This is a genomic window from Geobacillus sp. JS12 (assembly GCF_001592395.1).
In the GTDB taxonomy this organism is placed as follows: Bacteria; Bacillota; Bacilli; order Bacillales; family Anoxybacillaceae; genus Geobacillus; species Geobacillus zalihae.
The window spans coordinates 3449838-3476038 of the sequence record NZ_CP014749.1; the positions used below are offsets into that span (position 1 = coordinate 3449838).

The window sequence follows — 26201 nt, forward strand, 5'->3', positions numbered from 1 at the left end:
AATGTTCAAAAATGAATGAAAGGATGAGAAAAATATGAGAATGATGAAAAAGATTCATCATATTATAATTACATTGGCGACTATTCTTTTGTTTATATTTGAATCAAACGCCGTAAATGCTCAAGTAAATGATCAAGCAATTAACCGAGATAAAGCTCCAAGAGTTGAAATTTATGATGAAAATAATAATCTTATCAAAACGATTAATCTTGAAGAGAAATCCATCGAAACAGATGACCCTAAAACAAAATCTATTATAGCAGAACAAACAGTAACTGCTCAGAGCATTAAAAAATACTCCTTTGGCAATACCACTTTTTCAAATTACGTTTGGATTAATGGTGGATACTATTTTTATAATCCTGGGATTTTTGAATTTGAACTAATTAATAGACCTGAGGCAGTTGCAGTAGAAGTTTATAAACTAGGTCAAGTATATACTGGTAAAGTTGTATGGAGAGATGTGGCTGGCTGGGCTGCACTTGATTGGAGAGACACTACACTGGTAAAGCATCCCGGTAGTTATGCATTTAGATTTAAAAATGACGGTTCTGGTACAGTACAAATTAAACATGGTAATTTAAAATATAATTATTAACCCGTGGTGCTATAGACATACTTTTCCTGCACATACCCCATCCGTTTTTGTCATTCTTCCGCCGTCAGACGGCGGAAAACCAACCGTGGAACGTACAAGCGTTCATGTCCGATGTACACATGTTCCATGTTTTTGACGATGCACAAAGACCAAAATTCTTAACTTGATGGGTATGGGGGTGGACCTCTTGCTTCATTGGGATTTCGCGCCCGGATGAGAGCTGTTTCTCACGGAAGAACAGCAGAAAGAGATCAAGCGGCTCGTGCTCGCCACGACTCCGCCGAACTGGGGTGGGATGTAGCTTCGGCGTGGAACACTAAACTCCTGCCGTCCTATGTGGAAAAGCACTTCGGCGTTTCCATTTCCTGTGAAGCGCTGCGAAAACTCCTGCACCGTCAAGGTCTGTCATGGACTCGCTCGACGTACACACTGGCGAAAGGGAATCCGGATGAGCAAAAGCCATTTGAAAAACAAATGGATCTGATAAAAAACTTGATCACTAAGGAGACCGAAGAGGCCGTTCTTTGTACATCGATGAAATGCATATCCGCTCTTATCATGTGTTGCGATCCGCTTGGTCCGAGACTGGCTATCAAAAACGAGTGCCGATATTCGGCTATCATGCCCATATTTCGGTATTTGGCGCCGTGAACGTCCACGATGGGACACCGTGCTTCACCAAGCAGAGGCCGCCGACGCCACGACGTTCTTGGGTTTCTTGCGCCGACTCAAAGAGCGGCATCCCAACCGGATCATGGCGCTTGTTCTAGACAATGCCCGGATTCATCACGCTCGAATGGTGAAGGAGTTTTTGCGGGAAGAAGGACCATGTTTTCATTTCTTGTATCTCCCGCCCTACTCGCCGTAGCTCAACCCGATCGAGCGTTTGTGGAAATGGCTGAAGGATACGGTGTCCGCCAACGCCTTTCACAAAGACCGCCATGAGATCCTGCGAGCGGTTCAACGATTTGTTCATTCCATTCAGAAACGCCCGGAAGACGTGTTGCGACGCTTGGGGTGTGTTGCGTAATCGAGAAGTTAACTTTTCGAGGTGCATTTATATAGCTATTATAGCTATTTACAATATAACCGAAAAAAGGGCTCCACCAACTCTTGACTGACTCAAAAGTAAAAAATGTGTTGACAAAAAACAAAAAAGGTGATATATTTTAAGAGTCGCTTTCGAGGAAGTAAGTTCCTCGAACGAAGAAAGGATAGCTCGTTCCTTGAAAACTGAACGAAACGAAGCGCAATAGAAAAGCTGAGGTCGCTTTGGCCGAAGCAAAAAGCCAATCAACTTTCTTTGGAGAGTTTGATCCTGGCTCAGGACGAACGCTGGCGGCGTGCCTAATACATGCAAGTCGAGCGGACCAAATCGGAGCTTGCTCTGGTTTGGTCAGCGGCGGACGGGTGAGTAACACGTGGGCAACCTGCCCGCAAGACCGGGATAACTCCGGGAAACCGGGGCTAATACCGGATAACACCGAAGACCGCATGGTCTTTGGTTGAAAGGCGGCCTTTGGCTGTCACTTGCGGATGGGCCCGCGGCGCATTAGCTAGTTGGTGAGGTAATGGCTCACCAAGGCGACGATGCGTAGCCGGCCTGAGAGGGTGGACGGCCACACTGGGACTGAGACACGGCCCAGACTCCTACGGGAGGCAGCAGTAGGGAATCTTCCGCAATGGGCGAAAGCCTGACGGAGCGACGCCGCGTGAGCGAAGAAGGCCTTCGGGTCGTAAAGCTCTGTTGTGAGGGACGAAGGGGCGCCGTTCGAAGAGGGCGGCGCGGTGACGGTACCTCACGAGAAAGCCCCGGCTAACTACGTGCCAGCAGCCGCGGTAATACGTAGGGGGCGAGCGTTGTCCGGAATTATTGGGCGTAAAGCGCGCGCAGGCGGTCCCTTAAGTCTGATGTGAAAGCCCACGGCTCAACCGTGGAGGGTCATTGGAAACTGGGGGACTTGAGGGCAGGAGAGGAGAGCGGAATTCCACGTGTAGCGGTGAAATGCGTAGAGATGTGGAGGAACACCAGTGGCGAAGGCGGCTCTCTGGCCTGCAACTGACGCTGAGGCGCGAAAGCGTGGGGAGCAAACAGGATTAGATACCCTGGTAGTCCACGCCGTAAACGATGAGTGCTAAGTGTTAGAGGGGTCACACCCTTTAGTGCTGCAGCTAACGCGATAAGCACTCCGCCTGGGGAGTACGGCCGCAAGGCTGAAACTCAAAGGAATTGACGGGGGCCCGCACAAGCGGTGGAGCATGTGGTTTAATTCGAAGCAACGCGAAGAACCTTACCAGGTCTTGACATCCCCTGACAACCCAAGAGATTGGGCGTTCCCCTTCGGGGGGACAGGGTGACAGGTGGTGCATGGTTGTCGTCAGCTCGTGTCGTGAGATGTTGGGTTAAGTCCCGCAACGAGCGCAACCCTCGCCTCTAGTTGCCAGCATTCAGTTGGGCACTCTAGAGGGACTGCCGGCGACAAGTCGGAGGAAGGTGGGGATGACGTCAAATCATCATGCCCCTTATGACCTGGGCTACACACGTGCTACAATGGGCGGTACAAAGGGCTGCGAACCCGCGAGGGGGAGCGAATCCCAAAAAGCCGCTCTCAGTTCGGATTGCAGGCTGCAACTCGCCTGCATGAAGCCGGAATCGCTAGTAATCGCGGATCAGCATGCCGCGGTGAATACGTTCCCGGGCCTTGTACACACCGCCCGTCACACCACGAGAGCTTGCAACACCCGAAGTCGGTGAGGCAACCCGCAAGGGAGCCAGCCGCCGAAGGTGGGGCAAGTGATTGGGGTGAAGTCGTAACAAGGTAGCCGTACCGGAAGGTGCGGCTGGATCACCTCCTTTCTAAGGACGAAAAGCGGAGGCCGCCCGCTTATCGGCGAGGTGCGCTGGAGGGCCTGCGAGGAGGCTGTCGCCGCCGCAGCAGGACCGAAGCGTCGCGAGCCGATGGCGGCCGGAGCTAGACATTACGAAAAGCGAAGGCGAGCGTTTCGCCGCGATGGGCAAATGTTCTTCGCCTGAAGGGATTTACAATCCCGAAGGCGAAGGTTATTTGACCCCGAGCGGCGGCGAGCCGGAGCTAGACAGGGAGAAAAGCGGAAGCGCCGCGTTTGGCTCTCGAAGCCAAATGTTCTTCACCCGCAGGGGTGCTTGCACCCCGAGGGGGAAGGTTATTTGGCAGAAGAGAGCCAGGCGCTGGAGCTAGACATCACGAAATGCGGAGGCCGCAATGGCCAACCTACCAATCCATCGCGCTTCTGTTTCGTTCGGTTTTGAGGGAATGAGAAATTCCTTCAAAAGCGCCTGTGCCTGCGTCTGCTAGCAGGTTCGGGGGAGCAAGATTCCTCGGCACAAAGCTGCAAGGAGGATTGCTCAAAGAAGCCGCTTTGCGTCTTCTAGCAGATTCAAGGAAGATGGATTCCTCGGCGCAAAGCTGCAAAGAAGCAGACTCAAGGCAGTCGCTTCGTTCAGTTTTGAGGGAACGAGTCATGTTCTCTCAATGACAAAAATCGTTCCTTGAAAACTAGATAACCGGAAAAGCAAAGGAAGAAGCCGAGAGCGCAATAGGTTAAGCTAGAAAGGGCGCACGGTGGATGCCTTGGCACTAGGAGCCGATGAAGGACGGGGCAAACGCCGAAACGCTTCGGGGAGCTGTAAGCAAGCGTTGATCCGGAGATGTCCGAATGGGGGAACCCACTGTCCGTAATGGGGCAGTATCCATGCCTGAATCCATAGGGCATGGAGGGCACACCCGGGGAACTGAAACATCTTAGTACCCGGAGGAGAAGAAAGCAACCGCGATTCCCAAGTAGCGGCGAGCGAAACGGGAACAGCCCAAACCAAGAGGCATGTCCTCTTGGGGTTGTAGGACCGCTCACGATGGGAGTGAGAAAGGGACGGGGTAGACGAACCGGTCTGGAACGGCCGGCCAGAGAAGGTGAGAGCCCTGTAGTCGAAACTTCGTTCCCTCCCGAGCGGATCCTGAGTACGGCGGGACACGAGGAATCCCGTCGGAAGCAGGGAGGACCATCTCCCAAGGCTAAATACTCCCTAGTGACCGATAGTGCACCAGTACCGTGAGGGAAAGGTGAAAAGCACCCCGGGAGGGGAGTGAAAGAGAACCTGAAACCGTGTGCCTACAAGTAGTCAGAGCCCGTTGATGGGTGATGGCGTGCCTTTTGTAGAATGAACCGGCGAGTGACGATGGCGTGCGAGGTTAAGCCGGAGAGGCGGAGCCGCAGCGAAAGCGAGTCTGAACAGGGCGTGTGAGTACGTCGTCGTCGACCCGAAACCAGGTGATCTACCCATGTCCAGGGTGAAGGCCGGGTAACACCGGCTGGAGGCCCGAACCCACGCACGTTGAAAAGTGCGGGGATGAGGTGTGGGTAGGGGTGAAATGCCAATCGAACTTGGAGATAGCTGGTTCTCCCCGAAATAGCTTTAGGGCTAGCCTCGGGTTTAGGAGTCTTGGAGGTAGAGCACTGATTGGGCTAGGGGCCCAAACCGGGTTACCGAACCCAGTCAAACTCCGAATGCCAATGACTTATGCCCGGGAGTCAGACTGCGAGTGATAAGATCCGTGGTCGAGAGGGGAACAGCCCAGACCGCCAGCTAAGGCCCCGAAGTGCACGTTCAGTGGAAAAGGATGTGGAGTTGCAAAGACAACCAGGATGTTGGCTTAGAAGCAGCCACCATTTAAAGAGTGCGTAATAGCTCACTGGTCGAGTGACTCTGCGCCGAAAATGTACCGGGGCTAAACGTGCCGCCGAAGCTGCGGGATGACCGTTGGTCATCGGTAGGGGAGCGTTCTAAGGGCAGAGAAGCCAGACCGGAAGGACTGGTGGAGCGCTTAGAAGTGAGAATGCCGGTATGAGTAGCGAAAACAGAGGTGAGAATCCTCTGCGCCGAAAGCCTAAGGGTTCCTGAGGAAGGTTCGTCCGCTCAGGGTTAGTCGGGACCTAAGCCGAGGCCGAAAGGCGTAGGTGATGGACAACAGGTTGAGATTCCTGTACCACCTTCTTCCCGTTTGAGCGATGGGGGGACGCAGGAGGATAGGGCGAGCAGGCGGCTGGAAGAGCCTGTCCAAGCCGTGAGGCTGATCCGCAGGCAAATCCGCGGATCATAAGGCCAAGCGGTGACGGCGACGGAGTGATCCGGAAGTCCCCGATTTCACACTGCCAAGAAAAGCCTCTAGCGAGGGAAGAGGTGCCCGTACCGCAAACCGACACAGGTAGGCGAGGAGAGAATCCTAAGGCGCGCGGGAGAACTCTCGTTAAGGAACTCGGCAAAATGACCCCGTAACTTCGGGAGAAGGGGTGCTCTTTGGGGTGAAGAGCCCTGAAGAGCCGCAGTGAAAAGGCCCAAGCGACTGTTTATCAAAAACACAGGTCTCTGCGAAGCCGAAAGGCGACGTATAGGGGCTGACACCTGCCCGGTGCTGGAAGGTTAAGGGGAGCGCTTAGCGGAAGCGAAGGTGCGAACCGAAGCCCCAGTAAACGGCGGCCGTAACTATAACGGTCCTAAGGTAGCGAAATTCCTTGTCGGGTAAGTTCCGACCCGCACGAAAGGTGTAACGACTTGGGCGCTGTCTCAACGAGAGACCCGGTGAAATTATACTACCTGTGAAGATGCAGGTTACCCGCGACAGGACGGAAAGACCCCGTGGAGCTTTACTGCAGCCTGATATGGAATTTTGGTATCGCTTGTACAGGATAGGTGGGAGCCTGGGAAGCCGGAGCGCCAGCTTCGGTGGAGGCGGCGGTGGGATACCACCCTGGCGGTATTGAAATTCTAATCCGCACCCCTTAGCGGGGTGGGAGACAGTGTCAGGTGGGCAGTTTGACTGGGGCGGTCGCCTCCCAAAAGGTAACGGAGGCGCCCAAAGGTTCCCTCAGAATGGTTGGAAATCATTCGGAGAGTGCAAAGGCACAAGGGAGCTTGACTGCGAGACGGACAGGTCGAGCAGGGACGAAAGTCGGGCTTAGTGATCCGGTGGTTCCGCATGGAAGGGCCATCGCTCAACGGATAAAAGCTACCCCGGGGATAACAGGCTGATCTCCCCAAGAGTCCACATCGACGGGGAGGTTTGGCACCTCGATGTCGGCTCATCGCATCCTGGGGCTGTAGTCGGTCCCAAGGGTTGGGCTGTTCGCCCATTAAAGCGGTACGCGAGCTGGGTTCAGAACGTCGTGAGACAGTTCGGTCCCTATCCGTCGCGGGCGCAGGAAATTTGAGAGGAGCTGTCCTTAGTACGAGAGGACCGGGATGGACGCACCGCTGGTGTACCAGTTGTCCCGCCAGGGGCACCGCTGGGTAGCTATGTGCGGACGGGATAAGCGCTGAAAGCATCTAAGCGTGAAGCCCCCTCAAGATGAGATTTCCCACCGCGTCAGGCGGGTAAGATCCCTCGAAGATGACGAGGTCGATAGGTCCGAGGTGGAAGCGTGGCGACACGTGGAGCTGACGGATACTAATCGATCGAGGGCTTGACCTAGTGAGAAAAGTGAAAGCGCCGCGATTAGCTCTCGAAGCCAAATGTTCTTCACCCGCAGGGGTGCTTGCACCCCGAGGGGGAAGGTTATTTGGCAGAAGAGAGCTAGGCGCTGGAACTGGACAAAGAAAAGCGCAGGCGAGCGGGTCGCCGCGACGGGCAAATGTTCTTCGCCTGCAGGGATGTTCACATCCCGAAGGCGAAGGTTATTTGACCCCGAGCGGCGGCGAGCCGGAGCTGGACAATGCGAAAAGCGCAGGCGAGCGGCTTCTTCCGACGGTTATCTAGTTTTGAAGGAATGAATTTCCTTCTTGACATTGTTTGTTTTTCAAGTATAATAAATGATGTCAAAATCCAACCGCTTGCCTAGTGGCTATAGCGGAGGGGAAACACCCGTTCCCATCCCGAACACGGAAGTTAAGCCCTCCAGCGCCGATGGTAGTTGGGGCCAGCGCCCCTGCAAGAGTAGGTCGCTGCTAGGCAGGCAAAAAAATGAGGGAGCTGAATGGTTCTCTCATTATTTTTGCCTAATGGGAAATGAGTCATTTTGAATGACGCCATTTTCAATCCTCTCCCCCAAAATGTAAAGCGTGATCATCGTTTCCTAGACCCCTTTTTCATAAAAGCGATAGGAAACGGAAACTCGCGTAAGGGTGTCCTGTACGGCATGGACACCCTCTTTTTTTATTTTTTTCCGAAAGGCAGGTATCTCCTTTTTTGGACTCGTGGGGGAGATTATTCGCTTTTTTTGATGACAATTTTCTTTTTCGGCTCGTCAGGGATGAGTCGATGCAGGTGGATGAACAACAGGCCGTTATGGTATGTTGCTTCGATGCGGTCCTCTTTGACGGCGAACGGCAGTGGGATTGTTTTTTGGAATTGGCCTTGGAAAAGGCCTTCTTCTACTAGCTCAAACCCTTTGAAGTTTAGATTAATGGTTGCCTTCACTTCCAACGTTTTGTATGATACATACACTTCTGCATCTTCGATTTTTTCGAGCCCCGGGAGGCTGATGACAACGAGCAGCTCGTTGTCTTTTTTGTAAATGTTCATACCGGATGATGGCTTGTTCGATGACGGCAGCAACGGCTGGATGCTTCCCCAAAAATCATTTTGAAAAAATTGCTGCCAATGTTTTGTCCAATCGGAAAACGGTGTAAACGGGTTTTGATCAGCCATGGCATTTCCCTCCTCCGCTCATTCATCATATGCCGCCTTCTTCGTTTGGTGATTCAAAAAACACGAACATTTGCTTTGATGAAATACTAAATGTTCGATTTTTTCCTTGACACGCCGAAAAAAAACCTGCTACTATAAAGGTAACTTCATAGTGTATGAGAAGATCCCTCATATAATTTTGGGAATATGGCCCAAAAGTTTCTACCCAATCACCGTAAATGATTGGACTATGAGGGAAAGGATCGGTTTTGGCTTTTTTTCGATCAGCAACTGTCAAAGCCCGGAACGATGCTTTCCCTCGCTTACGGATGGGAACACATGTTCTGGGTTTTGTTGTGCTAGCAAAAGGAGTGAAATGGTATGAGCCCGCTCGTTGGGGTGATCATGGGAAGCCATTCGGATTGGGAAACGATGAAACATGCTTGCGCCATTTTGGAGGAATTGGGTGTTCCGTTTGAGAAAAAAGTCGTATCGGCGCACCGGACGCCGGATGAGATGTTTCGGTATGCGGAGACAGCCGAGGAGCGCGGCATCCGCGTGATCATTGCCGGCGCTGGCGGGGCGGCTCACTTGCCGGGGATGATCGCGGCGAAAACGACGTTGCCGGTGATTGGGGTGCCCGTGCAGTCAAAAGCATTGAATGGACTTGATTCGTTATTGTCGATTGTGCAAATGCCAGGCGGGGTGCCGGTGGCGACGGTGGCGATCGGCAAGGCGGGGGCGACCAACGCCGGACTGCTCGCCGCATCGATTCTTGGACTGCTTGAGCCACGCTATATGGAGGCGCTCAAAGCGCGGCGGGAAGCGATTCGCAAGCAAATCGTAGAAAGCAGTGATCAATTTGACTAAGCAACGGATCGTTCCTGGGCAGACGATCGGCATCATCGGCGGGGGGCAGCTCGGGCGGATGATGGCTTTGGCGGCGCGCGAGATGGGTTTTCGCATTGCCGTGCTCGACCCAACGCCTGACTCCCCGTGCGGGCAAGTGGCCGATGTGGAAATCACCGCGCCGTACCATGATTTGGATGCGATAGCTGAACTGGCGCGCGTGAGCGATGTCATTACGTACGAATTTGAAAATATCGATGCGCGAGCGCTTGAGTGGCTGGAGGCAAACGCCTATGTCCCGCAAGGAAGCCGACTGCTGGCGGTGACGCAAGACCGGGCGCTGGAGAAAGCGGCGATCGTTGATGCCAGCTTGCCGGTGGCGCCCTATGTCGAAGTGAATGGAGCGGAGGAACTTGAACAGGCCGTTCAAACGATCGGTTTCCCGTGCGTCTTGAAAACGCGGCGCGGCGGTTATGACGGAAAAGGGCAATATGTGCTCCGCGGTGAAGGGGATGTCGCCAAAGCGGCAGAGCTGCTTCACCTTGGTCCGTGCATTTTGGAAGGCTGGGTGCCGTTTGTGAAGGAAATGTCGGTCATTGTCGCCCGCAACCTCGATGGTGAGACGGCTGTTTTTCCAGTGGCGGAAAATGTTCATGTCGAGAACATTTTGCATCAAACGATCGTTCCGGCCCGAATTCCGGAAAGCGTGCAAGAGCGGGCCATTCGCTACGCGGAAGTGTTGGCCGCATCGTTTTCGCTCGTTGGGACGCTGGCGGTGGAAATGTTTTTGACTGCGGACGGGGATATTTATATTAATGAGCTGGCCCCTAGACCGCACAACTCCGGACATTATACAATCAATGCATGCGCGACGTCGCAGTTTGCCCAGCACATCCGCGCTGTTTGCAACTGGCCGCTCGGCTCGACGGAGTTGTTGAAGCCGGCGGTGATGGTCAATATTTTAGGCGAGCACGTCGAGCCGGTCATTCGGCATATCGGTGCGTTCGACGGGGGGACCTACGTCCATCTGTACGGCAAACACGAAGCGAAGCCGAAGCGGAAAATGGGGCATGTGACGGTGCTGGCAGACGATGTCGAGGCGGCGTTGGCGCGAATCGAATCGTGGCAAATTTGGCATGATCGGAGGCTGGAACGAGGATGATTGAACGTTACACAAGACCGGAAATGGGAGCGATTTGGACCGAGGAAAACCGCTTTAAGGCATGGCTTGAGGTGGAACTGCTCGCGTGCGAGGCGTGGGCCGAGCTTGGCGTCATCCCAAAAGAAGATGTCCGCCGCCTGCGTGAAAACGCGTCGTTTGACGTCAACCGCATTAAGGAAATCGAAGAAGAAACGCGCCACGATGTCGTCGCCTTCACCCGCGCCGTTTCTGAGACGCTTGGGGAAGAACGAAAATGGGTGCATTATGGTCTCACGTCGACCGATGTTGTCGATACGGCGCTCGGCTACTTGTTAAAGCAGGCGAACGCGATTTTGCGGCGTGATTTGGAAAACTTCATTCAAGTGCTGAAAGAGAAAGCGCGCGAACATAAATACACGGTCATGATGGGGCGCACGCACGGCGTTCATGCCGAACCGACGACGTTCGGGCTGAAGCTGGCGCTTTGGTATGCCGAGATGGTACGGAACTTGGAGCGGTTTGAACAAGCAGCCAAGATGGTGGAAGTAGGGAAAATTTCCGGCGCAGTCGGCACGTACGCCAACGTGGATCCGTTTGTGGAGCAGTATGTTTGTGAAAAACTCGGCTTGACGCCGGCGCCGATTTCGACGCAGACGCTGCAGCGCGACCGCCACGCTTACTATATGGCGACATTGGCCTTAATTGCGACATCGATTGAAAAATTTGCCGTCGAGATTCGCGGCTTGCAAAAAAGCGAAGTCCGCGAAGTCGAAGAGTTTTTTGCCAAAGGACAAAAAGGCTCATCAGCGATGCCGCATAAGCGCAATCCGATCGGTTCGGAAAACATGACCGGCATGGCGCGCGTCATCCGCGGGTATATGGTGACAGCGTACGAAAACGTGCCGCTTTGGCATGAACGCGACATTTCCCATTCGTCGGCCGAGCGCATCATTTTGCCGGATGCGACGATTGCGTTGAATTATATGTTGAACCGATTCGCGAATATCGTGAAACATTTGCTTGTGTACCCGGAAAACATGAAAAAAAATATGGAGCGCACGTTCGGGCTCATTTATTCACAGCGAGTCTTGCTTGCCTTGATCGACAAGGGGATGACGCGCGAGGAGGCGTACGATTTGGTGCAGCCGAAAGCGATGGAAGCGTGGGAGAGACAAGTGCCGTTCCGCTCGCTTCTTGAAGCGGATGAGCGGATCATGAGCCGGCTGACGAAAGAGGAACTCGATGATTGTTTTGATTATCGTCATCATTTGAAACATGTCGATACGATTTTTGCCCGCTTAGGGTTGGAGTGAGCGGCTGCCGGCTGGTCGAAGCCGGCCGGCTATACAAAAGATTTTCAATCTTCTGGATAAACGGAGGCGTTGATCGTGCCGACGAAACAACAGCTGTTATATGAAGGGAAAGCGAAAAAAATTTACGCGACTGACGAGCCAGATGTGCTTTGGGTCGAGTACAAAGACAGCGCAACGGCGTTTAACGGCGAAAAAAAGGCGACGATCGCCGGCAAAGGGCGGCTCAATAACGAGATTTCCAGCTTGTTGTTTTTGAAGCTGCGCGAAGCAGGCATTGCCAATCATTTTATTGAAAAGCTGTCGCCAACGGAACAATTGGTCCGGCGCGTGACGATCATCCCGCTTGAAGTCGTTGTCCGCAATGTGGTAGCGGGAAGTTTAGCCAAGCGGATCGGTCTAGAGGAAGGGACGCCGCTTGAGGCGCCGCTTGTTGAGTTTTATTACAAAAACGACGACCTTGGCGACCCGTTGTTGTTGGAAGATCATATCTTCATTTTAAAACTCGCCAGCCGCGAGGAAATCGCCGCGCTGAAGCAGGCCGCGCTGGCGGTGAATGACGTGCTGCGCCTCCATTTTGCCGAGCGGAACGTGCGGTTGATTGATTTTAAGCTTGAGTTCGGCCGTACAGCAGACGGAGCCATCCTCTTGGCGGATGAGATTTCACCGGACACGTGCCGGTTATGGGACGCAAAGACGAACGAAAAGCTCGACAAAGACGTGTTCCGCCGCGACTTGGGCAGTTTGACGGACGCATACGAAGTCATTTTACAACGGTTAGGGGGAGAATCGGCATGTACAAAGTAAAAGTGTATGTCACGTTGCGAGAGAGTGTGTTGGATCCGCAAGGGATCGCTGTAAAAGGGGCGCTGCACAGCTTATCGTATACGGAAGTGAAAGATGTACGAATCGGGAAGTTTATGGAGCTCGTGATTGAAGAGAGCGACCGCGACATCAACGAGCTCGTTCGCGAGATGTGTGAAAAACTGCTTGCCAACCCGGTGATTGAAGACTACCGCTATGAAATCGAGGAGGCCGTCGCCCGATGAAGTTTGCCGTCGTTGTGTTTCCGGGATCGAATTGCGATGTCGATATGTATCATGCGATCGCCGATGAACTTGGCGAAGAGGTCGAATACGTTTGGCATGACGAGGACGATCTAGACCGTTTTGACGCCATTTTGCTTCCAGGCGGGTTTTCGTACGGCGATTACTTGCGTTCCGGCGCCATTGCCCGTTTCTCCAAGGTGATGGCTGCCGTAAAAAAAGCCGCCGAAGCGGGAAAACCGGTGCTTGGGGTGTGCAACGGGTTTCAAATTTTGCTCGAAGCCGGCTTGCTTCCTGGGGCGATGCGCCGCAATCAAGGGTTGAAATTCATCTGCCGGCCGGTCCAGCTGACGGTGGAAAATCATGAAACGATGTTTACGTCTGCCTACGAAAAAGGCGAAGTCATTACAATTCCAATTGCCCATGGTGAAGGGAATTATTATTGCGATGAACAGACGCTCGAGCGCCTTGTCGAGAACCGGCAAATCGTGTTCCGTTACCATGGAGAAAATCCGAACGGCAGCTTGGCGGATATTGCCGGCATCGTCAATGAACGGGGCAATGTGCTCGGCATGATGCCGCATCCGGAGCGGGCGGTCGACGCCTTGCTCGGCAGCGCGGACGGATTGAAACTATTCCGATCGATCGTCAACTATTGGAGGGAGACGCATGTCGTTACTGCTTGAGCCGAGCGCGGCGATGATCAAAGAACAAAAGTTGTACCGTGAGATGGGGTTAACAGATGAAGAGTTTGCGCGCATTGAAGCGATTTTGGGGAGACTGCCGAACTACACGGAAACCGGCATTTTTGCCGTCATGTGGTCGGAGCATTGCAGCTACAAAAACTCGAAGCCGGTGCTGAAAAAATTCCCGACTGATGGTCCGCACGTGCTGCAAGGGCCGGGTGAGGGTGCGGGCATTGTCGATATTGGCGACGGGCTGGCGGTGGCGTTTAAAATCGAAAGCCATAACCATCCGTCAGCGATCGAGCCGTATCAAGGGGCGGCGACCGGGGTCGGCGGCATCATCCGCGACGTCTTTTCGATGGGGGCGCGGCCGATCGCGCTTTTGAACTCGCTTCGGTTTGGCGAACTGACGTCGCCGCGCGTCAAATATTTGTTTGAGCAGGTCGTCGCCGGCATTGCCGGGTACGGCAACTGCGTCGGCATCCCAACTGTCGGCGGCGAGGTGCAGTTCGACCCGGCGTATGAAGGCAACCCATTGGTCAACGCCATGTGCGTCGGGATCATCCGCCATGAGGACGTTCAGCGCGGCGTGGCGACCGGGGTCGGCAACACGGTCATGTACGTCGGGGCGAAAACGGGCCGCGACGGCATCCACGGGGCGACGTTTGCTTCGGAAGAGTTGAGCGAACAGTCGGAAGCAAAGCGTCCGGCCGTGCAAGTCGGCGACCCGTTTATGGAAAAACTGTTGCTTGAGGCGTGTCTTGAAGCAGTCAAGTCCGATGCGTTAGTCGGCATTCAAGATATGGGGGCGGCAGGACTCACGAGTTCATCCGCCGAGATGGCAAGCAAAGGCGGATTTGGCATTGAAATGAATTTGGATCTCGTCCCGCAGCGTGAGGCAGGCATGACGCCGTACGAAATGATGCTGTCCGAATCGCAGGAACGGATGTTGCTTGTCGTCAAGCAAGGTTGTGAAGACGAAATCGCCGCGATTTTTGCCAAATACGGCCTCGAGGCCAAAGCGATCGGCAAAGTGACCGATGACAAAATGCTTCGTCTGTTTTTCCGCGGCGAGGTGGCGGCGGAAATTCCAGTGGACGCCTTGGCGAAAGACGCGCCGGTGTATCATAAACCGTCTGCGGAGCCGGCTTATTACCGCGAGTTTCAAGCGATGCCGCCGTATATTCCGCACATCGAAGACTACAACCAAACATTGCTCGGGCTGCTCGCCCAGCCGACGATTGCGAGCAAAGAATGGGTGTACGACCAGTACGACTATATGGTGCGGACGAATACGGTCGTCGCCCCGGGATCGGACGCGGCGGTCGTGCGCATCCGCGGCACGAATAAGGCGCTCGCGCTGACGACGGATTGCAACTCGCGCTACTTGTATTTGGATCCAGAAACGGGCGGGAAAATCGCGGTCGCCGAGGCGGCGCGCAATGTCATCTGCTCCGGAGCAAAGCCGCTCGCCATTACGGACTGCCTCAACTTTGGCAGCCCGGAAAAGCCGGAGATTTTCTGGCAGCTCGAAAAAGCGGTCGACGGGATGAGCGAAGCGTGCCGGGCGCTCGGGACGCCGGTGGTGAGCGGCAACGTCTCGCTGTACAATGAAACGAACGGCGAGGCCGTGTACCCAACCCCGGTCGTTGGCATGGTCGGTCTCATTGATGATCTTTCCCATATTACGACTCAGTCGTTTAAGCAAGCGGGCGACCTCATTTACGTGATCGGCGAGGCGAAGCCGGAGTTTGGCGGCAGCGAGTTGCAAAAATGGCTGGAAGGCCGCATTTTTGGAAAAGCACCGGAGATTGACTTAGAGGTGGAAGCAAGCCGCCAGCGCCAGCTGCTTGCGGCGATCCGCGCGGGGGTGGTGGCGTCAGCGCATGATATTGCCGAAGGAGGATTAGCCGTTGCGCTTGCTGAGTGTGTCATGGGTGCCTCGGGGCTTGGCGCCAAGGTGACGATCGGCGGTGACCTCGTCAGTGAACTGTTCAGCGAAACGCAATCACGCTTTGTTGTCTCGGTGAAAAAAGAGCAAAAAGAGGCGTTTGAGCAACTGGTTGAAGCGAAACAAATCGGCGAAGTGACAGACGATGGCGCATTCGTGGTGAACGGGGAGCACGGTGAGACGCTCATTCACCTTTCCGTTGCCAAGATGCGAAATGTCTGGAAAGGGGCTATTCCATGCTTGCTGAAATCAAAGGATTGAACGAGGAGTGCGGCATTTTCGGCATTTGGGGGCATGAAGACGCCGCCCGGCTCACATACTACGGGCTTCACAGCCTGCAGCACCGTGGGCAGGAAGGGGCCGGCATCGTTGTCGCGCATAACGGGAGCTTATCCGGTCATAAAGGGCTGGGGCTGGTGACCGATGTGTTTCAAAGCGGTACGCTCGATGCGCTCAAAGGGGCGGCGGCCATCGGTCATGTCCGCTATTCGACGGCGGGCGGGGGCGGCTATGAAAACGTTCAGCCGCTCTTGTTCCGCTCGCAAACCGGCGCGATGGCGCTCGCCCATAACGGCAACTTGACAAACGCCATCGAGTTGAAGCTCGCGCTTGAAGGACAAGGAAGCATTTTTCAGACGACATCGGATACGGAAGTGTTCGCCCATCTCATCCGCCGCAGCCAAGCGCCGACGTTTGTCGAGCAAATGAAAGAGGCGCTCAGTCAGATCGAAGGGGCGTTTGCGTTTTTGCTGCTGACGGAAAAGGCGCTCTATGCGGCGCTTGATCCGCACGGGTTTCGGCCGCTATCGCTCGGCCGGCTCGGCTCGGCGTATGTCGTGGCGTCGGAAACGTGCGCGTTTGACGTCATCGGCGCCACATACGAGCGGGAAGTGGCGCCTGGGGAATTGCTCATCATCAGCCGCGAAGGGGTGCGTTCAGAACGGTTCGCTTCTAGGCAGCCGCGGTCGATTTGCAGCATGGAGTACATTTATTTTGCTCGTCCGGACAGCCATGTCGACGGCATCAATGTCCATACGGCCCGCAAAAATTTAGGAAAACGGCTGGCGCTCGAGGCTCCGGCCGACGCTGACATCGTCACCGGCGTGCCGGACTCGAGCATTTCGGTTGCCATCGGCTATGCGGAAGCGAGCGGCATCCCCTATGAACTAGGGCTCATCAAAAACCGTTACGTCGGCCGGACGTTCATCCAGCCGTCACAAGCGCTTCGTGAGCAAGGCGTGAAAATGAAGCTGTCGCCGGTGCGGGGGGTTGTGGCCGGCAAACGGGTTGTGATGGTGGATGATTCGATCGTGCGCGGGACGACGAGCCGGCGCATCGTCTCGATGCTCCGCGAAGCGGGAGCGGTCGAAGTGCACGTGCGCATCAGCGCCCCGCCGATCACCCATCCTTGCTTTTACGGCATTGATACGTCGTCAAAGGAAGAATTGATCGCGGCGAATCGCACTGTTGAAGAGATTCGGCGCTTGATTGGCGCTGATTCCCTCGCCTTTATTAGCCAGGAAGGGATGCTTGAGGCCATCGGGCGTCCGGACGTCTCGCCAGAGCGCGGGCAATGTTTGGCGTGTTTCACTGGCCAATATCCGACCCGTCTCGGTCAAGCGGCGCGGCCATGTCTGACCATGAAATGATGGAGGAAGTATAACCGGTGCAGCTGACGAGTGTGGTGGCGCGTTTCCGCGAGAGAAACGCTGCGCAACAAGAGCGTTGCCTGGCGTCCTGAGCGTGATGGGCGGCGAAAAGGAGGAGTTGACGTGGCAAAGGCATACAAACAAGCAGGGGTCGACATCGAGGCTGGTTATCAGGCCGTCGCCCTCATGAAAGAGCACGTGCAAAAAACGATGCGCCCGGAAGTGCTGGGCGGGATCGGCGGCTTTGGAGGTTTGTTCGATATATCGGCGCTTGGTTACCGGCAGCCGGTGCTTGTCTCCGGCACGGACGGTGTCGGAACGAAGTTGAAACTAGCGTTTTTGCTTGACCGGCATGATACGATCGGCATCGACTGCGTCGCGATGTGTGTCAACGATATTGTTGTCCAAGGAGCGGAGCCGCTCTTTTTCCTTGACTACATTGCCTGCGGCAAGGCGGTGCCGGAAAAAATCGCCGCCATCGTCAAAGGGGTGGCCGACGGCTGCGTCGAGGCCGGCTGCGCGTTGATTGGCGGGGAAACAGCGGAAATGCCGGGAATGTACGATGAAAATGAGTATGACTTGGCCGGGTTTGCGGTCGGTATTGCGGAAAAAGACCGGCTGGTGACCGGGCAAACGATTCAAGCAGGCGATGTGCTGATCGGCCTGCCTTCAAGCGGTCTTCACAGCAACGGCTATTCGCTTGTGCGCCGCATCGTGTTTGAACAAGCGAAATTGTCGCTTAATGAGATTTACGAGCCGCTTGATGTTCCGCTCGGCGAGGAGTTATTGAAGCCGACGCGCATTTATGCGAAACTGTTGCGCTCTGTGCGCGAGCGGTTTACGATCAAAGGGATGGCGCATATTACCGGCGGCGGGTTGATCGAAAACATTCCGCGCATGCTGCCGCCAGGAATCGGCGCGCGCATTCAGCTTGGTTCATGGCCGATTTTGCCAATTTTTGACTTCTTGCGTGAAAAGGGCAGCCTTGAGGAAGAAGAGATGTTTTCCGTCTTTAATATGGGCATCGGCCTTGTGCTCGCTGTCAGTCCGGAAACGGCGGCGCCTCTTGTTGAGTGGCTTTCGGAACGAGGCGAACCGGCGTACATCATCGGCGAAGTGGCCGAAGGAGCGGACGTGTCGTTTGCTGGAGGGGGCCGGGCATGAAGCGGCTGGCGGTGTTCGCTTCAGGAAGCGGCACGAACTTTCAAGCGATCGTGGACGCGGCCAAGCGCGGCGAGGTGCCCGCGGAAGTAGCGCTTTTGGTCTGCGACCGCCCAGGTGCGAAAGTCATTGAACGAGCGGCGCGCGAAAACGTGCCGGCGTTTGTGTTTTCGCCGAAAGAGTATCCATCGAAGGCGGCGTTTGAAAGCGAAATTTTGCGCGAGCTAAAGGAACGCCAAATCGACTGGATTGCGTTGGCCGGCTATATGCGCTTGATCGGGCCGACTTTGCTTTCCGCCTATGAAGGGAAAATCGTCAACATTCATCCGTCGCTGCTGCCGGCGTTTCCGGGCAAGGATGCGATCGGCCAAGCGTATCGGGCTGGCGTTTTGGAAACAGGGGTCACCGTTCATTACGTTGATGAAGGGATGGACACCGGGCCGGTCATCGCCCAGCGCGTTGTTCCGATCGTGCCGGGCGAGCCGATCGAGGCGCTTGAGGCGCGCATCCATCAAGTCGAACACGAGCTGTACCCGACGGTGTTGCGCATGCTGCTAGGGGAAAAGGAACAACAGGAAGAAAGGATCGAGAACGATGGCAGTGAAACGAGCATTGATCAGCGTGTCCAATAAAGAAGGGATCATTCCGTTTGCCAAACAGCTCGCCGAACTCGGCGTCGACATCATTTCGACCGGCGGGACGAAACGGGCGCTTGAAGAGGCCGGCGTTCCGGTCATTTCGATCTCCGATGTCACCGGGTTTCCGGAAATTTTGGACGGGCGCGTCAAAACGCTGCATCCAGCCATCCATGGCGGCATTTTGGCGGTGCGCAGCGATGAGCGCCACCAAGCGGCGCTTAAAGAGCACGGCATCCGCCCGATCGATTTGGTCGTCGTCAACTTGTACCCGTTCCAGCAAACGATCGCCAAACCGGACGTGACGCTGGCCGAGGCGATTGAAAACATCGATATCGGCGGCCCGACGATGGTGCGGGCGGCGGCGAAAAACTATGCCGATGTCGCGATTGTCGTCGATCCAGCCGACTATCCGATAGTGATTGAAGAACTGAAAATGACCGGTTCGATCCAAGCAAAGACGCGGCAGCAGCTGGCGGCGAAAGCGTTCCGCCATACGGCGGCGTATGATGCGATGATCGCCGAATATTTGACCGGTCTCACCGGCGAAGAGTATCCGGAAACGCTCACCGTCACCTACACGAAAAAACAGTCGTTGCGCTATGGCGAAAATCCGCATCAATCAGCAGCGTTTTATGCCAAGCCGCTCGGTGCGGCGTTCTCGATTGCCAACGCGGCACAGCTGCATGGCAAAGAGCTGTCGTATAACAACATTAATGACGCCAATGCGGCGATCAACCTCATTCGCGAATTTCAAGAGCCGGCTGTGGCCGCCATCAAACATATGAACCCATGCGGCGTCGGCGTCGGCGCGACGCTTCTTGAGGCGTTTACGAAAGCGTACGAAGCGGATCCAGTCTCGATTTTCGGCGGCATTATTGCGGTCAACCGTGAAGTGGACAAAGAAACAGCCGAACGGATGAACGACATCTTTTTGGAAATCGTCATCGCTCCGTCATTCAGCGACGAGGCGCTTGCCATTTTGACGAAAAAGAAAAACATCCGTCTGTTGACGCTTGATTTTACCGCGCCGGACGTCAAGGAAAACATGCTCGTTTCCGTCAATGGCGGCTTGCTCGTCCAAGAGGCCGATACGTTCACGCTTGAAGACGCCGAATGGAATGTCGTAACGAAGCGCGAGCCGACCGAGGCTGAGCGCGAACAGCTTCGGTTTGCTTGGAAGGTTGTCAAACATGTGAAATCGAATGCGATTGTACTCGCCAAAAACGGGATGACGGTCGGCGTTGGCGCCGGGCAAATGAACCGGGTCGGCGCGGCCAAAATTGCGATTGAACAGGCTGGGGAACAGGCGGTTGGCGCCGTGTTGGCGTCCGATGCGTTCTTCCCGATGGACGATACGGTCGAGGCGGCGGCGAAAGCCGGCATTACCGCGATCATTCAGCCGGGCGGCTCGATTCGCGACGCCGACTCGATTCGCAAAGCGGATGAGTACGGCATCGCCATGGTGTTTACCGGCGTGCGCCATTTCAAACATTAAACGGCGGCAAAAGGGGAGGAAGACAATGAACGTTCTGGTAGTCGGACGCGGCGGGCGCGAGCATGCCATCGTCTGGAAAGCGGCGCAAAGCCCGTTGGTTGACAAGCTGTACGCGGCGCCGGGCAACCCGGGCATCGGGGAAGTGGCGGAGCTTGTTGACATCGATGAGCTCGATATTGACGCGCTTGTGCGGTTTGCCAAGCAACGCGCGATCGGTTTGACGATCGTCGGACCGGAAGCTCCGCTTGCCGCCGGCATCGTCGATCGGTTTCTGGCCGAGGGGCTGCCTATTTTCGGCCCGAATCAAGCGGCGGCGCTCATCGAAGGAAGCAAGGCGTTTGCCAAAGAGCTGATGAAGAAATACGGCATCCCAACGGCGGACCATGCGACCTTTACGTCGTACGAAGAGGCGAAAGCTTACATTGAACAAAAAGGCGCGCCGATCGTCGTGAAAGCGGACGGATTGGCCGCCGGAAAAGGCGTCACCGTCGCCCAAACGGTGGAAGACGCGCTTGCCGCGGCGAAGGCAGCGCTTGTCGACGGACAATTCGGCACAGCCGGCAGTCAAGTTGTCATTGAGGAGTATTTAGAAGGGGAAGAATTTTCGTTTATGGCGTTCGTTAACGGCGAGAAGGTGTATCCGCTCTCCATCGCCCAAGACCATAAGCGGGCGTATGACGGAGACGAAGGACCGAACACCGGCGGCATGGGAGCCTACTCGCCGGTGCCGCAAATCTCGGCGGAGACGGTGGAAACAGCGCTGGAGACGATCTTGCGTCCGGCCGCCAAAGCGTTAGTGGCTGAAGGCCGGACGTTTACCGGCGTGCTGTATGCCGGGCTGATCGAAACAGCAACGGGGCCGAAAGTGATCGAATTCAACGCCCGTTTTGGCGACCCAGAGGCACAAGTCGTGCTACCGCGGCTGAAGACCGATTTGGTGGAAGCGGTACTAGCGGTGATGGATGGAAAAGAGTTGGAGCTTGAATGGACGGACGAGGCGGTGCTTGGCGTCGTGCTGGCAGCGAAAGGTTACCCCGGCGCGTACGAGCGCGGGGCCGAAATCCGCGGGTTGGACCGAATTTCCCCTGATGCGTTGTTGTTCCATGCTGGCACCAAACGAGAAGGCGGCGCATGGTACACCAATGGCGGACGCGTTCTCCTGTTAGCGGCCAAAGGGGAGACGCTTGCCGAAGCGAAGGAAAGAGCGTACGAGCAATTGGCCGCGATCGACTGCGACGGTTTATTTTACCGCCGCGATATCGGCCGGCGCGCTATCGAACGCGCCTCCGCCGCATATACATGTATGAAAGGGCGATAATGCCGCCGATTAACGCGGCCAATACGAACGACATATCGGTCATATACTCGAGCAGCAAGGTGGTTCACTCCTTTGTAGTCGAAGGTGTCCCAAGTATGGGACACCTTTTTTGATGATGTTTGGCTAGTCCACAATACCAAGCCGCGAATCATGTTGCTTTCTTCTCTTTCCGTGACAGTTGGCACTCTTCACGGGCCGCTTCGATACCGAAGCAGCACGCATCACTCACGATGCGAAAAATGTTGCCGAATGACGGTGGAATGGAAGACATCGGCAAAAGCGGTGCGCAACGTCGAACGGATGTCCTCCCTCATGTCGGATTGACGACCGCTTCCTTTTCCTCTTCAAGCAGCTGTCGGCGCTGCATATTGTCAAACAGAGCGGTCATCGGACAAAAACGGGTGATCCCTTCTCCGACTTTCATCGCCCCAAGCAAAGCGGCCCACAAATAGGATGTGCACCAAGGCCGCCGAGCCAGGCGGGCGGTGGCCCAGGCGATGACAGTCAGGCCAACCGTGATGCGAATCAATGCGTTCACAATGCCGATATTCGCCATCGGTCTGTCCCTCCTTAATATTTTTTATTGTGAAAGTCGCTTTTGTGCGTTAAAATGGTTGTATGGAACGATTAGGAAACAAGGGACGGGGTATCAATGGGCGAACAACGTTACCGATGGAAAGGCAGCGAACTGCGTGCACAAGCAGCGGTGATTGATGGCAAACAATCGCCGACGAAAGTATTGGTGAATGCGACGTATTTGCACTCGTATTTTCGTGAATGGGTAAAAGGAAACATATGGATCCATGGAGATCGCATCGTGTATGCCGGAGAGCGTCTTCCTGATCAGGTCGACGAGGCGTGTGAAATCGTCGACTGCCGTGGATATGTGCTCGTTCCCGGCTACATCGAGCCGCATGTCCATCCATTTCAATTATATAATCCCCATTCATTTGCCCGTTATGCAGCGGCGCACGGAACAACAACACTCCTCAACGATAACTTGTTTTTGCTTTTGCAGCTCGATGATGAAGAAGCGCTTTTCTTTTTACAAGAAATGAATGCGCTTCCAACGTCGATGTATTGGTGGTGCCGATTTGATGGGCAAACGGAGCTCGAGCGCGAAGAGGAACAAGTGTCCAATGCTCGGATCAAGCGCTGGCTTGACCAAGAGGCGGTGCTTCAAGGCGGTGAGTTGACCTCATGGCCAAAAGTGGCGAGCGGCGATGACATCATCTTGTACTGGATGCAAGAAGCGCATCGGCGGCGCCGCAAAATTGAAGGGCATTTTCCGGGGGCGTCGGAAAAGACGCTTGTCAAAATGGCGCTCTTTGGCGCAGATGGCGATCATGAGGCAATGACGGGAAAGGAAGTGCGCATGCGCCTTTGGCACGGCTATACCGTCGCGCTTCGGCATTCCTCGATTCGCCCCGATTTGCCGGTGCTGCTTGAAGAGATGAAAGCGCTTGGCATCCGGCATTATGATAAATGCTTGTTGACGACGGATGGCTCGCCGCCATCGTTTTATGAGAATGGGGTGATCGATTGGCTGATCCGCATCGCGATCGAGCATGGCGTGCCGGTGATCGATGCCTATGCGATGGCGACGATCAACGCCGCCCGCCACTACGGCATCGAGCATCTTCACGGCAGCATTGCCACCGGCCGCATCGCTCATATCAACTTTTTGCGCTCGGCTCACGATCCGACGCCGGCGCAAGTGCTCGCCAAAGGCGAATGGGTGAAGCGCGATGGAGAAGCGCCGCCTCTCTGGCCAGATCTGGAATGGGGGCAGTTTGGCATTCGGCCGTTATCGTTGCCATGGGAGGTGGACTGGGATGATTTGCAGTTTTCGATGCCGATGGGACTGCGCATGGAAAACGCCGTCATTTTAAAACCGTATTCCGTGTCGATTGATACGTCGCGCGATCGTTTAGGTCATGATCATGATGAATGTTTTTTAGTGCTGCTTGACCGAAACGGGCGCTGGCGCGTCAATACGATGTTGAAAGGTTTTTCATCGGCGCTTGGCGGGCTGGCAAGTTCTTATTCGAACACCGGGGATTTGATTTTGATCGGCAAGCATAAGGAAGATATGATGCTCGCCTTCCGGCGGATGAAGGAGATCGGCGGCGGCATTGTGCTCGCTGAGGACGGAGAGATTTTGTTTGAGCTCTCGCTTCCTTTAGGCGGCATGATGTCCTCCTTAGAGGTGGATGAATTGATCAACGAAGAAAAAACGTTCGTCCGTTTGCTGCGCGAGCGCGGATATCCATTCGAAGACCCGGTGTATTCGCTGCTGTTTTTACAGTCAACCCACCTGCCGTATGTGCGTGTCACGCAACGCGGGATTTATGATGTCATGCACAAAACGGTACTCTTTCCTTCGATAATGCGGTAAAATAAAAAAGAAAAGGTTGTGTGTCCATTGAAACATTGGCTGTTCGCTGTCAGTTGCGCGGCATTGTTGTTAGGCGGCTGCACGACCAAAAGCGAGCCGAAGCACGCCGAACCGGCTCCTCGGCAGGAGCAGCCGTCCAAGCCTCCGGCGGAGGAACAACAAACGTTCCCGCTGACGGGGCTGCCGGCGAAAGGGAACATCCATCAGCGGGTCGTCGGCGTGATGATCAACAACCACCCGAAGGCGCGCCCACAGTCGGGATTAAGCAAGGCGGACATCGTGTATGAGGTGCTTGCCGAGGGCGATATCACCCGTTTGTTGGCATTGTATCAAAGCGAATTGCCGGAGCGGGTCGGACCGGTGCGAAGCGCGCGTGATTACTATATTGACTTGAGTGAAGGCTACCATGCACTGTATGTATGCCATGGCTGGAGTCCGGAGGCGAAAGCGCGTCTTGAGGGAGGCGGAATCGACTATTTGAACGGATTGTTTTACGACGGCACATTGTTTCAGCGCGTCCCGTTCCGCAAGGCGCCGCACAACTCATACATTTCATTCGCCAACATCGAAAAAGGAGCGAAACAAAACGGGTATGCTTGGACGGACAACGTTCCCCCGCTATCGTTTCGCACCGATGAGCCGAGCGGCAAGAAGGTCGGGACGGTTCACATCGCCTATTCGCATCGCGCCTATGCCCAGGTCGAATACCAATATGTTTCGGAACAAAAGGGGTATTACCGGTACAGCGGCGGCGAGCAAACGATCGATTATGATACGCATAAGCCGGTTGTCGTGCAAAACGTCATGATCATCGCCGCCCACCATCAAGTGGTTGACAGCCACGGGCGGCGCGACATCGACCTCGTCTCCGGCGGCAAGGGGTACTTGCTGCAGGGCGGCGTCATGCAGCTGATCGAATGGAAAAACGTCGACGGCCGGCTGCTGCCGTACCATAACGGGGCTCCGATCGGATTCGTGCCGGGAAAAACGTGGATCAATATCGTGCCGGAACTGGCGATCGTCCAGTGGAAATCATAACCGCCTTGTCTGTTGCAAGGCAAAGGGGCGGTGGATTCGCAGATTGGTTGGCTACAACATTTTTCCCGCCAAAACGCAAGGAGGAAGCAGCTATGCAAATTGACAAACTGCGCGGCAGAGAGTTGGATCAACTGTTTAAAGCGATTTTATCGCTGCGCGATTTAGAAGAATGTTACCGTTTTTTTGATGATTTATGCACCGTGAATGAAATCCAGGCGCTCGCCCAGCGGCTTGAGGTCGCCCGCATGCTGCGCGAAGGATATACGTATCACAAAATCGAAACGGAAACCGGAGCGAGCACGGCGACGATTTCGCGCGTCAAGCGCTGCCTCAACTACGGCAATGATGCTTACGCCATGGCGCTCGATCGCATTAAAGAGGAGCAACAGCAAGAAGAGAAAGAAGCCAACGAAGCGGTCACAGACTGACGCGGCAAGGAGATTCCTTCCATTTGCAAAGGAACTCCTTTTCTTTTTGCGGATTTGTTATAATGGAACAATGGAGACGGAGTGGAGGGTTGCCGCTATGGAGGAGATTCGCGCTTGGCGCCATGTGTTTAAACTCGACCCGAATAAACCGATTGATGACGAGCGCCTTGAGCGCCTTTGCGAGTCGGGAACGGATGCCGTCATCGTCGGCGGAACCGACGGGGTGACCATCGACAACGTGCTGGATTTATTGGCTCGCATCCGCCGTTTTTCGGTGCCATGCGCGCTCGAAGTCACCGACGTCGAAGCGCTGACGCCGGGATTTGACGTATATTTGGTTCCGATCGTGTTAAACAGCCGGCAGGCGGAGTGGATCATCGGCCGTCATCATGAGGCGGTGAAACAATACGGCGATGTCATGAACTGGGATGAGATTTTCGCTGAAGGTTACTGCATTTTAAATCCAGCCTGCAAAGCGGCGGAGCTAGCCGAGGCCGACGCGGCGCTCACCGATGATGATGTCGTGGCGTACGCCCGCCTCGCCGCACATTTGTACAGGTTGCCGATTTTTTACCTTGAGTATAGCGGCGTCTATGGCGATCCGTCTTTAGTGGAAAAAGTGAAACAAGTGCTTGATCAGACGCAGCTGTTTTATGGTGGAGGGATCACAACGCCTGAGCAGGCGGAGCATATGGCGCGTTATGCCGATACGGTGGTCGTCGGCAACGCGATTTACGACGCGTTCGAACAGGCGTTGGCGACGGTGGCGGCGGTGAAGCAGATGGCTGGTCAACGCAGCGGCGATGATGGAAAATAGAACATATGGTTTATTGG

Annotated in this window: 21 protein-coding genes, 3 rRNA genes and 1 riboswitch; of the genes, 22 read left to right on the forward strand and 2 right to left on the reverse strand. The window is 55.0% G+C overall.

The window, feature by feature from the left end:
* The first annotated feature begins 34 nt into the window (after positions 1-34).
* The 6 genes from A0V43_RS17090 to rrf all read left to right on the forward strand — a co-directional run bounded on the left by A0V43_RS17090 (position 35) and on the right by rrf (position 7583).
* Positions 35-598, forward strand: a complete 564-nt coding sequence (locus A0V43_RS17090; protein ID WP_013144123.1) for a hypothetical protein — start codon at positions 35-37, stop codon at positions 596-598.
* A 213-nt stretch (positions 599-811) separates the two neighbouring features.
* Positions 812-1249, forward strand: coding sequence for a helix-turn-helix domain-containing protein (locus A0V43_RS20640; RefSeq protein ID WP_236930861.1), 438 nt, complete (start codon positions 812-814; stop codon positions 1247-1249).
* A gap of 19 nt (positions 1250-1268) precedes the next feature.
* Positions 1269-1466: a transposase gene (locus A0V43_RS20645; protein WP_236930862.1), complete on the forward strand. Its 198-nt coding sequence runs from the start codon at positions 1269-1271 to the stop codon at positions 1464-1466.
* Positions 1467-1898: 432 nt separating this feature from the next.
* Positions 1899-3455: ribosomal RNA gene (locus A0V43_RS17105) — 16S ribosomal RNA — on the forward strand.
* A gap of 722 nt (positions 3456-4177) precedes the next feature.
* Positions 4178-7104 (forward strand): 23S ribosomal RNA (locus A0V43_RS17110).
* Positions 7105-7466: 362 nt separating this feature from the next.
* Positions 7467-7583: ribosomal RNA gene (rrf, locus tag A0V43_RS17115) — 5S ribosomal RNA — on the forward strand.
* Together the 16S, 23S and 5S rRNA genes form the textbook arrangement of a ribosomal RNA operon.
* 253 nt (positions 7584-7836) lie before the next feature.
* Here the strand turns inward: rrf and A0V43_RS17120 are convergent.
* Positions 7837-8280 (reverse strand): Hsp20/alpha crystallin family protein, encoded by a 444-nt coding sequence (locus tag A0V43_RS17120; RefSeq protein WP_063193629.1) that lies wholly within the window; start codon positions 8278-8280, stop codon positions 7837-7839.
* Positions 8281-8428: 148 nt separating this feature from the next.
* A riboswitch (purine riboswitch) is annotated at positions 8429-8530 on the forward strand.
* Positions 8531-8640: 110 nt separating this feature from the next.
* On the opposite strand from A0V43_RS17120, the gene purE reads away from it, so the two are divergent.
* From purE to purD, 12 genes are all read left to right on the forward strand, one after another.
* Complete coding sequence (gene purE / locus A0V43_RS17125; RefSeq protein ID WP_013144125.1) at positions 8641-9129, forward strand: 5-(carboxyamino)imidazole ribonucleotide mutase; 489 nt, start codon at positions 8641-8643, stop codon at positions 9127-9129.
* Positions 9122-10270, forward strand: coding sequence for a 5-(carboxyamino)imidazole ribonucleotide synthase (gene purK / locus A0V43_RS17130; protein ID WP_094239493.1), 1149 nt, complete (start codon positions 9122-9124; stop codon positions 10268-10270). Before purE ends, purK begins: the two co-directional genes overlap by 8 nt.
* Positions 10267-11562: an adenylosuccinate lyase gene (gene purB / locus A0V43_RS17135; protein WP_013144127.1), complete on the forward strand. Its 1296-nt coding sequence runs from the start codon at positions 10267-10269 to the stop codon at positions 11560-11562. Before purK ends, purB begins: the two co-directional genes overlap by 4 nt.
* Positions 11563-11637: 75 nt before the next feature.
* On the forward strand, positions 11638-12366 hold the full coding sequence (gene purC / locus A0V43_RS17140; RefSeq protein ID WP_013522817.1) for a phosphoribosylaminoimidazolesuccinocarboxamide synthase: 729 nt from the start codon (positions 11638-11640) through the stop codon (positions 12364-12366).
* Positions 12354-12608: a phosphoribosylformylglycinamidine synthase subunit PurS gene (purS, locus tag A0V43_RS17145; RefSeq protein WP_013522818.1), complete on the forward strand. Its 255-nt coding sequence runs from the start codon at positions 12354-12356 to the stop codon at positions 12606-12608. The genes purC and purS overlap by 13 nt, the downstream gene beginning before the upstream one ends.
* Entirely contained in the window at positions 12605-13291 is a 687-nt protein-coding gene (gene purQ, locus A0V43_RS17150; protein WP_013144129.1) for a phosphoribosylformylglycinamidine synthase subunit PurQ, read from the forward strand. The genes purS and purQ overlap by 4 nt, the downstream gene beginning before the upstream one ends.
* Positions 13275-15503, forward strand: a complete 2229-nt coding sequence (purL, locus tag A0V43_RS17155; protein WP_063193631.1) for a phosphoribosylformylglycinamidine synthase subunit PurL — start codon at positions 13275-13277, stop codon at positions 15501-15503. The genes purQ and purL overlap by 17 nt, the downstream gene beginning before the upstream one ends.
* The gene (gene purF, locus A0V43_RS17160; RefSeq protein WP_063193632.1) at positions 15479-16891 is read left to right on the forward strand and encodes an amidophosphoribosyltransferase; all 1413 of its coding nucleotides are present in this window, start codon (positions 15479-15481) and stop codon (positions 16889-16891) included. The genes purL and purF overlap by 25 nt, the downstream gene beginning before the upstream one ends.
* Before the next feature lie 123 nt (positions 16892-17014).
* Complete coding sequence (purM, locus tag A0V43_RS17165) at positions 17015-18055, forward strand: phosphoribosylformylglycinamidine cyclo-ligase (protein ID WP_063193633.1); 1041 nt, start codon at positions 17015-17017, stop codon at positions 18053-18055.
* Positions 18052-18684 (forward strand): phosphoribosylglycinamide formyltransferase, encoded by a 633-nt coding sequence (purN, locus tag A0V43_RS17170; protein ID WP_063193634.1) that lies wholly within the window; start codon positions 18052-18054, stop codon positions 18682-18684. Before purM ends, purN begins: the two co-directional genes overlap by 4 nt.
* Positions 18647-20185: a bifunctional phosphoribosylaminoimidazolecarboxamide formyltransferase/IMP cyclohydrolase gene (gene purH, locus A0V43_RS17175; RefSeq protein WP_063193635.1), complete on the forward strand. Its 1539-nt coding sequence runs from the start codon at positions 18647-18649 to the stop codon at positions 20183-20185. Before purN ends, purH begins: the two co-directional genes overlap by 38 nt.
* Positions 20186-20210: 25 nt before the next feature.
* Entirely contained in the window at positions 20211-21503 is a 1293-nt protein-coding gene (gene purD, locus A0V43_RS17180; RefSeq protein WP_063193636.1) for a phosphoribosylamine--glycine ligase, read from the forward strand.
* A gap of 310 nt (positions 21504-21813) precedes the next feature.
* On the opposite strand, the gene A0V43_RS17185 is transcribed toward purD, so the two are convergent.
* The gene (locus A0V43_RS17185) at positions 21814-22059 is read right to left on the reverse strand and encodes a YgaP family membrane protein (protein WP_013522825.1); all 246 of its coding nucleotides are present in this window, start codon (positions 22057-22059) and stop codon (positions 21814-21816) included.
* A 96-nt stretch (positions 22060-22155) separates the two neighbouring features.
* Here A0V43_RS17185 and A0V43_RS17190 point away from each other — a divergent pair, with 96 nt between their 5' ends.
* The 4 genes from A0V43_RS17190 to A0V43_RS17205 all read left to right on the forward strand — a co-directional run bounded on the left by A0V43_RS17190 (position 22156) and on the right by A0V43_RS17205 (position 26184).
* On the forward strand, positions 22156-23901 hold the full coding sequence (locus A0V43_RS17190; RefSeq protein ID WP_013522826.1) for an adenine deaminase C-terminal domain-containing protein: 1746 nt from the start codon (positions 22156-22158) through the stop codon (positions 23899-23901).
* A gap of 27 nt (positions 23902-23928) precedes the next feature.
* Positions 23929-24939 (forward strand): DUF3048 domain-containing protein, encoded by a 1011-nt coding sequence (locus A0V43_RS17195; RefSeq protein ID WP_063193637.1) that lies wholly within the window; start codon positions 23929-23931, stop codon positions 24937-24939.
* A gap of 92 nt (positions 24940-25031) precedes the next feature.
* Complete coding sequence (locus A0V43_RS17200) at positions 25032-25367, forward strand: YerC/YecD family TrpR-related protein (protein WP_011229782.1); 336 nt, start codon at positions 25032-25034, stop codon at positions 25365-25367.
* A gap of 97 nt (positions 25368-25464) precedes the next feature.
* A complete protein-coding gene (locus A0V43_RS17205; protein ID WP_053414305.1) occupies positions 25465-26184 on the forward strand; it encodes a heptaprenylglyceryl phosphate synthase in 720 nt (239 codons plus the stop codon).
* The last annotated feature ends 17 nt before the right edge of the window (positions 26185-26201 follow it).

Coding starts and splice junctions, on each gene's coding strand:
- purE (WP_013144125.1), top strand. CDS start 8,641: ATGAGCCCGCTCGTTGGGGTGATCATGGGAAGCCATTCGGATTGGGAA.
- purS (WP_013522818.1), top strand. CDS start 12,354: ATGTACAAAGTAAAAGTGTATGTCACGTTGCGAGAGAGTGTGTTGGAT.
- A0V43_RS17200 (WP_011229782.1), top strand. CDS start 25,032: ATGCAAATTGACAAACTGCGCGGCAGAGAGTTGGATCAACTGTTTAAA.
- A0V43_RS17090 (WP_013144123.1), top strand. CDS start 35: ATGAGAATGATGAAAAAGATTCATCATATTATAATTACATTGGCGACT.
- A0V43_RS17190 (WP_013522826.1), top strand. CDS start 22,156: ATGGGCGAACAACGTTACCGATGGAAAGGCAGCGAACTGCGTGCACAA.
- purL (WP_063193631.1), top strand. CDS start 13,275: ATGTCGTTACTGCTTGAGCCGAGCGCGGCGATGATCAAAGAACAAAAG.
- purH (WP_063193635.1), top strand. CDS start 18,647: ATGGCAGTGAAACGAGCATTGATCAGCGTGTCCAATAAAGAAGGGATC.
- A0V43_RS17185 (WP_013522825.1), bottom strand. CDS start 22,059: ATGGCGAATATCGGCATTGTGAACGCATTGATTCGCATCACGGTTGGC.
- purQ (WP_013144129.1), top strand. CDS start 12,605: ATGAAGTTTGCCGTCGTTGTGTTTCCGGGATCGAATTGCGATGTCGAT.
- A0V43_RS20640 (WP_236930861.1), top strand. CDS start 812: ATGAGAGCTGTTTCTCACGGAAGAACAGCAGAAAGAGATCAAGCGGCT.
- purB (WP_013144127.1), top strand. CDS start 10,267: ATGATTGAACGTTACACAAGACCGGAAATGGGAGCGATTTGGACCGAG.
- purF (WP_063193632.1), top strand. CDS start 15,479: ATGCTTGCTGAAATCAAAGGATTGAACGAGGAGTGCGGCATTTTCGGC.
- A0V43_RS17120 (WP_063193629.1), bottom strand. CDS start 8,280: ATGGCTGATCAAAACCCGTTTACACCGTTTTCCGATTGGACAAAACAT.
- purD (WP_063193636.1), top strand. CDS start 20,211: ATGAACGTTCTGGTAGTCGGACGCGGCGGGCGCGAGCATGCCATCGTC.
- purN (WP_063193634.1), top strand. CDS start 18,052: ATGAAGCGGCTGGCGGTGTTCGCTTCAGGAAGCGGCACGAACTTTCAA.
- A0V43_RS17205 (WP_053414305.1), top strand. CDS start 25,465: ATGGAGGAGATTCGCGCTTGGCGCCATGTGTTTAAACTCGACCCGAAT.